At 51.5% G+C, this 8,773-nt stretch carries 8 protein-coding genes; 3 read left to right on the forward strand and 5 right to left on the reverse strand.

The annotated features are described in order from the left end of the window. Window positions 1-25 precede the first annotated feature (25 nt). Window positions 26-1,033, forward strand: a complete 1,008-nt coding sequence (locus IE054_RS02640) for a LacI family DNA-binding transcriptional regulator (protein WP_189403517.1) — start codon at window positions 26-28, stop codon at window positions 1,031-1,033. A gap of 20 nt (window positions 1,034-1,053) precedes the next feature. Here the strand turns inward: IE054_RS02640 and IE054_RS02645 are convergent, their stop codons facing one another. The 3 genes from IE054_RS02645 to IE054_RS02655 all read right to left on the reverse strand — a co-directional run bounded on the left by IE054_RS02645 (window position 1,054) and on the right by IE054_RS02655 (window position 3,646). After that, complete coding sequence (locus IE054_RS02645) at window positions 1,054-2,136, reverse strand: tetratricopeptide repeat protein (RefSeq protein ID WP_189403518.1); 1,083 nt, start codon at window positions 2,134-2,136, stop codon at window positions 1,054-1,056. 113 nt (window positions 2,137-2,249) lie between these two features. Beyond that, window positions 2,250-2,699, reverse strand: a complete 450-nt coding sequence (locus tag IE054_RS02650) for an NfeD family protein (protein ID WP_189403519.1) — start codon at window positions 2,697-2,699, stop codon at window positions 2,250-2,252. Further along, window positions 2,699-3,646, reverse strand: coding sequence for an SPFH domain-containing protein (locus IE054_RS02655; RefSeq protein WP_373293808.1), 948 nt, complete (start codon window positions 3,644-3,646; stop codon window positions 2,699-2,701). The genes IE054_RS02650 and IE054_RS02655 overlap by 1 nt, the downstream gene beginning before the upstream one ends. A gap of 261 nt (window positions 3,647-3,907) precedes the next feature. Here IE054_RS02655 and IE054_RS02660 point away from each other — a divergent pair, with 261 nt between their 5' ends. After that, on the forward strand, window positions 3,908-5,236 hold the full coding sequence (locus IE054_RS02660; RefSeq protein ID WP_189403520.1) for an alkaline phosphatase D family protein: 1,329 nt from the start codon (window positions 3,908-3,910) through the stop codon (window positions 5,234-5,236). 112 nt (window positions 5,237-5,348) lie between these two features. Here the strand turns inward: IE054_RS02660 and IE054_RS02665 are convergent, their stop codons facing one another. Then, window positions 5,349-5,897: a hypothetical protein gene (locus tag IE054_RS02665; RefSeq protein WP_189403521.1), complete on the reverse strand. Its 549-nt coding sequence runs from the start codon at window positions 5,895-5,897 to the stop codon at window positions 5,349-5,351. A 158-nt stretch (window positions 5,898-6,055) separates the two neighbouring features. On the opposite strand from IE054_RS02665, the gene IE054_RS02670 reads away from it, so the two are divergent. Next, window positions 6,056-7,681, forward strand: a complete 1,626-nt coding sequence (locus tag IE054_RS02670; RefSeq protein WP_189403522.1) for a hypothetical protein — start codon at window positions 6,056-6,058, stop codon at window positions 7,679-7,681. A gap of 2 nt (window positions 7,682-7,683) precedes the next feature. On the opposite strand, the gene IE054_RS02675 is transcribed toward IE054_RS02670, so the two are convergent. Then, entirely contained in the window at window positions 7,684-8,598 is a 915-nt protein-coding gene (locus IE054_RS02675) for a MipA/OmpV family protein (RefSeq protein ID WP_189403523.1), read from the reverse strand. Between the last annotated feature and the right edge of the window lie 175 nt (window positions 8,599-8,773).

Genomic DNA, 8,773 nt, shown 5'->3' on the forward strand with positions numbered 1-8,773 from the left:
TATTGTTTTTGTAAGGAAGAATAACGTGGCGACCATTTATGAAGTTGCAGAACGGGCGGGCGTGTCGCTATCAACGGTTTCGCGTGTTTTAAATGGCAGGGCCACGGTCAATGCGAAGCTCAAAGATAAGGTGGAGAAGGCGGTGCGGGAGCTTAATTATCGCCCAAACTCGATCGCCCGTTCGCTGGCCAGTAATCGCTCCGATAGTGTCGGGATCCTGGTGTCTGAGCTCAATACCCCTTTTTTCGGCGATTTGATGCAGGCTGTGGAATCAACCCTGCGAGAAGCAGACAAACATGTTGTGATCACGGTTGGCCACAATAACCTGAAAACCGAACAGGATGCGGTTGAATTTTTGATTAGCCGAAACTGTGACGCAATCATTATGCACGTTGAAGCGCTTAGTGACGACTTTCTCATTGATATCAATAAGAACCGACTGCCAATTGCCGTGGTCAACCGGCATATTGATGGCCTGGATCAAAGCAGTATTACGCTGAATAACGAATTGGGGGGCTACCTTGCCACATCCCATCTGATTGGCCTTGGCCACCGACATATTGCCTATATAACCGGCCCCATGGAAAAGCGGGATGCAGCGCAGCGTCTCGAAGGCCACAAGCGTGCGTTGAAAGAAGCCGGACTGACTCTGAACGCCTCTCTTATTTATCACGGACACTACGAGGAAGAAGACGGTAAAGCCGGCTTGCTGGCATTTCTTTCCAGAAACCTCCCTTTTACTGCGCTGGTGTGTGGAAACGACTGGATGGCATCTGGCGCAATGAGTTGCGCCAGAGATTTAGGGATGAGTTTACCGGCTGATTTGTCTATCGTAGGCTTTGATGACGTGGTGTTTGCACACCATGTTTTTCCCCGCTTAACTACCGTCAGCAACCCCATTTCACAGATGGCAGAAATGTCGGCCAGGCAGATCCTCAATACCGTATATGGCCACGACTACGACGTTCAGCGCCTATTTGAGCCAACACTTGTGGTCCGTGAGTCGACAATGAAAAACAAGGCCAAATCATAAAAGACCACTGCCACGCCACACTATACGTGTTTTTTGACTTTCTTTTTCAGCCCCTTAAAAATGGAGTTAAACCGATCGTCCTGGCCGGGCTCTATGGTATTCAGGGTAGTCTGCGCGTCCTCGTACTGTTTGTTATTGATAAGCAGCTCAGCCAGTCGCAGGGCGGCCCAGTCATGCGAAGGCAGGTTTGCCGTATCGATATTCGTGGCGGCAAGTTCCCGGCGATATTGTGAGAGCGCCTCAATGCCGGCCTGAGTATTATTGCCACTTTTAACCGCCGCAAGGCCGAGATAGTACTTGCCGTACAGGTAATGGTGAACAGTCCGTTGATGCGCCTGCCACTGAGGCGTGTCCGCAGCCTCCATCTGCTCTGGCTGGAAGCTCATTAGCGGTGATAACGTCTCGAACGCCTGCTGGTAACGTTCGTCAGCCACATAATGTCTGCCCAGTTCAAACAGGGCCTGAGCACGACTGTCGTCCTGCGCGGCCAGAGTAAGATACAACTCAGTTGCTTTTTCGGTATTGTCTTGCGCCATGTGAAAACGGGCGCTGGCAAACTGACCCTCTGTGGCATCCATGGTGGCAATTTTATCCACCAGGCGTCGGGCCTCATCCATGTCCCCGCCGGCAATTGAGGGGGCGGCCAGATGGAATTGCATTAGCGCCTGATACACGTCGATTTTGTCTGGCGCAATATCCACCGCCTTTTCCAGACTCTGTCTGGCTTTTTTGGCGTAGCCCAGCGCCGAAAAGATACTGTCAGAAGCCTGAGCACCCATTACGCTGGCATGTATATGATAGGCGCGGTAATCGTCAGGGTACGCCGCGACAAACTTGTCAGCCTGCTCTTCCGCGTCGTCCAGATCCTTATTCATTAATGCGGAAATGAGCAGGTTATATGCTTCGGGCGATTTCTGGGGTTTGGCATCCAGAGCACTGATGATGGCGTCAAAATCGCCGTCAGCAAAGTGACTTTTTAACACATCAATGGACACAGACTCTGCGCTGTAGGCGCTCACAGAAAGGCAGGTAAGCAATAGGGCGGCAAGCGGTATTGCGCGTTTTCTGTTTTGACGCCTGCGGGTTTTATCCAATAGTCTCATGTTATGTCCTTATTGATGATAATGAGTAGAGTGAAAATCATTGCATAGCGGTATGTTACGCATTGGGTGTATCGGTCGCCGCGGCGGTTGGCAACAGGATATGGTCTATATGCCTATACCGCATCCACATATAGAGTCCCCACCTCAACTTTTACAATCTTTACCTGCTGACCTTTTGCAAGCGGGGCGTTTGCCCTGACTTGCCAGTTAACGCCGGAGAAGCGTGCTGTGCCCGGCTGTCCGGGGGATACGTCAGACTCAAGGTCAAACGTGGTTCCGATCCAGTCAGATTTCACCTCGTTGGGTTCCCGATCCGCCTGGAGCTTCTTAATGGGACGCCACAGCACGATGGTCAGTAACACCGACACGACAGCAATTGAATAGACCGCGCGCAGCCATTCATGATCGAGTTCTCCGGCAAACATCAGCCCCGATGTGACAAGAAAGGACAGGCCAAGGGTCAGCAACAGTACCGTCGAAAAGCCCATTAGCAATTCGATAATAAGCAGTACCAGGCCAATACCCAGTAGCAGGTGAGGGAGGCTGTTTAACATCGTGTCCATTAGCCAGCCTCATTGCCAAAGCGTTTGGCAATGGTCATAGCCTGCGCCACCACATTGCCAATATCGGTTGAACCATCTGGCAACAGCACCACGGACGATTCTTTGGCAATTTTTTCTTTGGCGCTAATGGCGCCTTTTGCCAGATCAAACTGCACGGCGCGTTGTCCGTCTTCAGAGGATGCGGCTTTGCCGATAGACTCTAACGCCTGCGATTCGGCGTCAGCTACGCGAATAATAGCCTGCGCTTCACCATCGGCTTTTAATATTTGTTCCTGTTTTTCAGCTTCAGCGGCCAGAACCCGCGCCTGCTTATCGCCTTCAGCGCGATTAATGGCAGCTTCTTTGTCACCCTGAGACTCAAGGATCTGTGCCCGTTTAACGCGCTCCGCACGCATTTGCTGTTCCATGGCATCCAGCACAGTAGCGGGTGGTTTAATGTCTTTAAGTTCATAACGCAACACCTGAACTCCCCAGGGCGTAGCGGCTTCGTTGAGGGAGGCAACAATGCTGGCGTTGAGAGCATCACGCTCCTCAAAAGTTTTATCCAGTTCTATGCGGCCCAGTTCGCTGCGCATGGTAGTTTGAGCCAGCTGGGTGACAGCAAACACATAATCTTCCACGCCATAGGTCGCCTTAAACGGTTCCACAACTTTGAAGTACAGGACCCCGTCCACCAGTAAGGTTATGTTATCCTTGGTAATTACAGACTGTTCGGGTACATCGCCGGCCTGTTCCTTTAAGCTGCGGTCGGCGGCTACTCTGTCGATAAAGGGGATTATAAAATTGATACCGGCTTCCAGCGTGCGGGTATATTTGCCAAAGCGTTCAACCAGGTAAGCACGGTTTTGAGGCACAAACTTGACCGAGGTTTTAAGCCCTACAAGTACCAGTACCAGTAACAGGGTCTGAACTGAAAAGAGGTAATCCAGTAGCAGGTTAATTGTCATATTTACACTTCCTTATATTTCTCACTCAGACAGATAGGCAGGCGAGGTTGCGGCGGTTATTTCCTTTTTCCTAGCATACCTCTAAATTGCGAGTGTGTTACCTCCCGAAACATTTGCTTAAACTTTTCCTGCCAGAACATGGTCGCAAATGGCCCTGCCAAGGCATTGCTGCAACCTCTTTAGCTATATGGTAAATCGGTCAGACTGCGCTATAACTTAATACTGATATTGGCCTTCTGGGCAGCTAAACAGGGAAAGATCATGGCACATTTAATCATTGGACACGTCGGGACAGAGGACGCGCGGGTTTGGGTAAGAGGCGATAAACGTAAACCACTTGCATTTGTAACCTGGCGGTGCGAAGGCGAAGAAGGAAGTCAGGAAGAAATTATTGTGCTGGAAGAGCGGCATGACTTTACCGGAGTGGTAGTACTTACCGGACTGCCTGCCGCTACAGAGGTGCATGTCAGTGTTGCTTTTGGCAATGATAAAAATACACAACCGGCCCAACGTTTTATTCCCGAATTCAGCCAGGGCAGCTTTAGCACCGCACCGGCTGGTAATACATCCCGCCCGTTCTCGTTTTTACTGGGCAGTTGTAACCTGCACTCTCTGGGGATCATCAGTTCACCTGACAGTGCGTTTGAACGGCTCAACCAGCTTGTGGATGAACATCATCCTGATTTTATGATCCACTGCGGTGATCAGATTTACTATGACATACCCATTCCCAGCAAATTACCGCGTATTGAGGAATATCGGGACAAATACAAAGATGCCTGGGAAGACTGTGTACCCGCCGCGCAATTGCTTACGCGCTGCCCGCACTACATGATTCTGGATGATCACGAGATCCGCAATAATTTCCATAATGATATGAATGTGAATGTCGGGAGTGTGGATTATCTGAAATGTATCAGCTTAAAGGCATACCGGGAGTACCAGCATATACACAACCCCCAGACCTATGGCAATCAGGCCCTGTACTATGCCTTCGAGCGGGCACACGGTCGCTTTTTTGTGATGGATACGCGCAGCGAGCGATATGAAAAAGAACCTGACAACCAGCTAATTGGTGAACGACAAATGTCCAAGTTTAAAGCGTGGCTGGCGCAGGGCAGCGCACAGCAGATCCACTTTATTGTCACCAGTGTGCCTTTTGTCGGGCAGGTGAGAAATGGCGATGACAAATGGTGTGGCAAAAGTTACATGAAGCAGCGGGAAGAGGTTATTGATGCCATCGTCGAAAGCGGTATCACCCGGGTATGTTTTCTCACCGGAGATATGCATACCTCTTATTATGCGACCATGGACATTGAATCCCATGATGGTACGTCAGTGACCCTTCATGAAGTGATGTCCAGCCCGCTCAACCAGTTGGGGAAAAGCAGTCTGTCAAACTACCGTCAGAGCTTTGCCGCCGTTACCGGTAATGGCAACAAGTATAAAGTGAGCCTCGATGAACAACATTTTTATGATGGCCATTCCAATGTTGTGCTGATGAATGTTGGTCAGGACAGTCTGACAATGAACGTGTACCGGACCAAAAAGTCCCGGTCGGCCGAGCTTCAAATCACTATCGGTATTTAAGCAAGGGGCGAACAGTTCGATGCGCGTTCAGGCACTGTACTTTCCGGTGCCTGAGTCATTTCATACCTGTCACGTTGCTACGTAACAACGTGGCTGCACTTGTACTGCGGTTTTAGCGCCTAACCGGCGTGAATTGACGGCACATGCCTGTGTATTCGGCAAGCCCATTACCCTGCGCATCGAACCCCGTACCGGTGACACTGAGCCGGCACTGTATACGCGGGCCGGCCAGACGACGCGTCAGAAACACGCTGCCACGGGTATCGCCATTGTTCAGATTAACGGTGAACATAAAGTTATCATCCAGCAGCATCACAGGGGCAGAGTCTAAAACCGTACCGGAAAATACCTGATGACCGGTATTGGTGAGCGTCGCCGCTGAAAAGTCAAAGTCAGAGGTCACATGATAGACCAGGCGGCCCTTCAGATCGCCGCTCAGATCGATAGTGTCAGTGCTGTATTCCGTTTTGCCCAATGTGGTGTCAACCGATGCATGTACGATTGATGTTGGAAAGTAATGTACCGCATTGCCTGACACTGGCTGCCAGCGTTTATCAGTGTGGTGCTCAGGTTCAGTAGCTTGAACAGCGCCGTTACCAAGCAGTGCGGTCAGCGATACTATGAAAATGTGGCGTAAAGCAGTGTTGTTAAGTACATTCATAATAGTTCCAGTCAGATGGTTAATCCACATTCACTATAGGCAGGCGTTGCAGGGCAAAAAACGGACATAACCGGTCACAGACGGACATGCGAACCGGGGCTGCGTAGTATCAGGGCGGGCGTTGCCCATTTCGGGATAAGGGTAAAGGCATAAGTGTCATGAAGCGTAATAAGGAGGCCTTCCGTTCATGGAAAGCCATTGCCAATTATTTTGGTCGCAGTGAGCGCACCGTGCGACGCTGGGAGGCGCTTGAGGGATTGCCGGTGCACCGACACCAGCACCGCACTGGTGCACGGATTTTTGCCCGCAAGCCGGAGCTCGACGCATGGTTTTCCGCCCGCACCCACGGGACGGAACCTGCGCCTGGAAGTACACTGTGTCTTGCCCTTATTCCGTTTGATTTTTTTTCAGCAGAGCCCTCTGAGGCATTCATTCAGGATGCGTTTTGTGAAGACATAGTTGGTGATTTGTCGGGCTTAACAGCCATTAGCCTCATCAGTTACGCCTCGGCAAAACGGCTACCTCAAACACAACCCGCGCTGCTCGATACGATTACATCACTGCGTGTGGACTACTATATCGAGGGCAGTATTCGTATCCTCAGTGAGCAGGCTAGCGTCAATGTGCGGGTGATTAATGCCAGTGAACAGACCGTTGCCTGGAGTGCGCAATACTGTGAAAGCAGACCTGACTGGCAGGCCCTGCGCCAGAAAGTGGTCGCGGATCTTATCACCAGTCTGCCCTTAGCCAATATTGACGCGCAGCTGTTTCCTCAGCATAAGGCTATACTGCACAATCAGACTGCCTGGGAATATTTGCATAAGGCGCGCAATGCGTCGCTACAATGGCAGCCCGAGGCCATTTCTCAAGCCATTACTCTGTTACAGGCGGCCAGTGAGCTGGTAGGCAATAACCCGTTGATTATGGCTCAGCTTGGCAGAGTGTACTTGCAGCAGCGCGAGTCGGGCGCAGACTGTTCCGCCGCCCCTATTGAAAAAGCCAGCGCGATATTAAAAAGGCTACGAGCTCAACAGCCTCACGCTTTCTTCACGCTTTCACTGGGCGGCTGGCTTGACTACATGAAAGGAGAAATAAACGAGGCCATCGATACTTTGCGTCAGGCGCTGGCGCTGCAACCGAACGATCCTGATACATTGGGGCTACTCTCGAACTGCTACCTGGTCAGCGGGCAGTCAGAGCTGGCATGGCCCTTCATTCAGACGCTGCAGGTTGTAGATCCGCTAACACCGCTAAGCCGCTGTATGCCGGGCTATTACCGGCTGATGACCGGCGATTTCGATGGCGCGATTGGCCCCTACCAGCAAATGCTGACCATGGCACCGTCTAATCCACTGGCGCGGTTATTTCTGGTATGGGCATTAGCCATGAATGAAGCGACAGATGCGGTGGTTAGCCAGTGCGAAGGCTTTTTACCCTCACAGCGCAACACCCTGGTCGCCAGCCTGGCGTTTGCGTTATGTGATGGTCTGCTCGGACATCAGGGCGGTTTAACGCTGACAACAGTGCAGGCCGATGAAGCGGCTGCTAATGCCATGCTAGCCCGGTTTACCGCGTTTGCCTTTGCTGGATGTGGTGATATTGAGTGCGCGACACACTGGCTTAGGCGTGCGTTTGAACTGGGGTTCTGGCCTTATCCGTTTATGCATCAGCATGACCGTTATTTTCGGCCCTATGCCGACTATGAACCGCTTAAGCAACTGATGGTCGAAATGGAAAAGAAATGGCGTGCCCAGATGAAAACAGATCTCTCTCTGGACGCGTAAAATTACCAGCTTGCCCGCTGCTCACTCTCGTAAAGCCGCCACACAAACCCTAGTCCAATGCTGTAAGTGATATCGTCCTCAAATAACGGGCTGTCGCGGTTTGCTGCACCCTGATTGAACTGGACTGAGCCGCCGAAAAAGCCTCGCAGCCGCTTTCTTATCGGGAAGGAGACTCCCATTGAGAGCTCCGCACCCAGATAGCCACTTTTGGCATCATAGGCGGGGCGCTGCGCGGTAACAAACGCCGGATCCACCTGATAAAAGTAATCGTGCAGTTCTTCGGTGGCGAAGACCAGGCTTAGCGAAACATTGAGTCCGGTATCTTTGAACAACCGTCCCCGCTGCTGGTATGAAAGCATAGGTTCAAGCACATAGCCCTGATGGTCAATACCGGAGAAGTCGGTGGAAAATACCGCTCGGGTCTGCAGGCGCGCATTTAAGCGCCCGCTGCCACCGCCGTCAAAGCGAAAATCGCGAACCCGGTAGATAAGCTGTGGGCCCACCTCAAACAGGTAGTCCAGATCTGGCATCCCGTCGCGTACGCCGCCTTCCTCGTTATTGGCAGAAAACGCACCGCCCAGGGATATATCAAATTCGTAGTCACTCTCCTCAATGACAACTGCACGCGCGCCACCACCATCACCAACCCGGAAAATGTCGCCCCGATAGACCACATAGGGCAATGCCAGCGCAACCAGATTTCGTTCCACGGAAGCAGGGTAATTAGGGACCTCTATAACACCACCGCCGACGCCAGCTTCCCACAGCGGCTGAAGCTCCTGCTGGCTTTCAAAGCCGGTTAAGTCGCGATTAGGGCTGTCCTTCACCTGCTCAGAAATGGCACTAAAAGACAAGCTCAGGCCAAGCAGACAGGCGGCGATACGTAATGCACGGAAAGGGCATAATAGCGTTTGCATAATTGACTTACCGGAAAAAGCTGTTGATAACAGGGAAGGATGTAATTGAACAACACTAGCAGCTTTGTCGCCGTTGAAAAGTAAAGTTTTTTTAAGACCAAAAAAAACGGCGCCGGGAGGCGCCGTTTTCAGAGTCCAGGGAAGACCCAATTAGTTGTTTTCGATTAAGCGTGAG

This window comes from Alteromonas halophila (genome assembly GCF_014651815.1).
Classification (GTDB): domain Bacteria; phylum Pseudomonadota; class Gammaproteobacteria; order Enterobacterales; family Alteromonadaceae; genus Alteromonas; species Alteromonas halophila.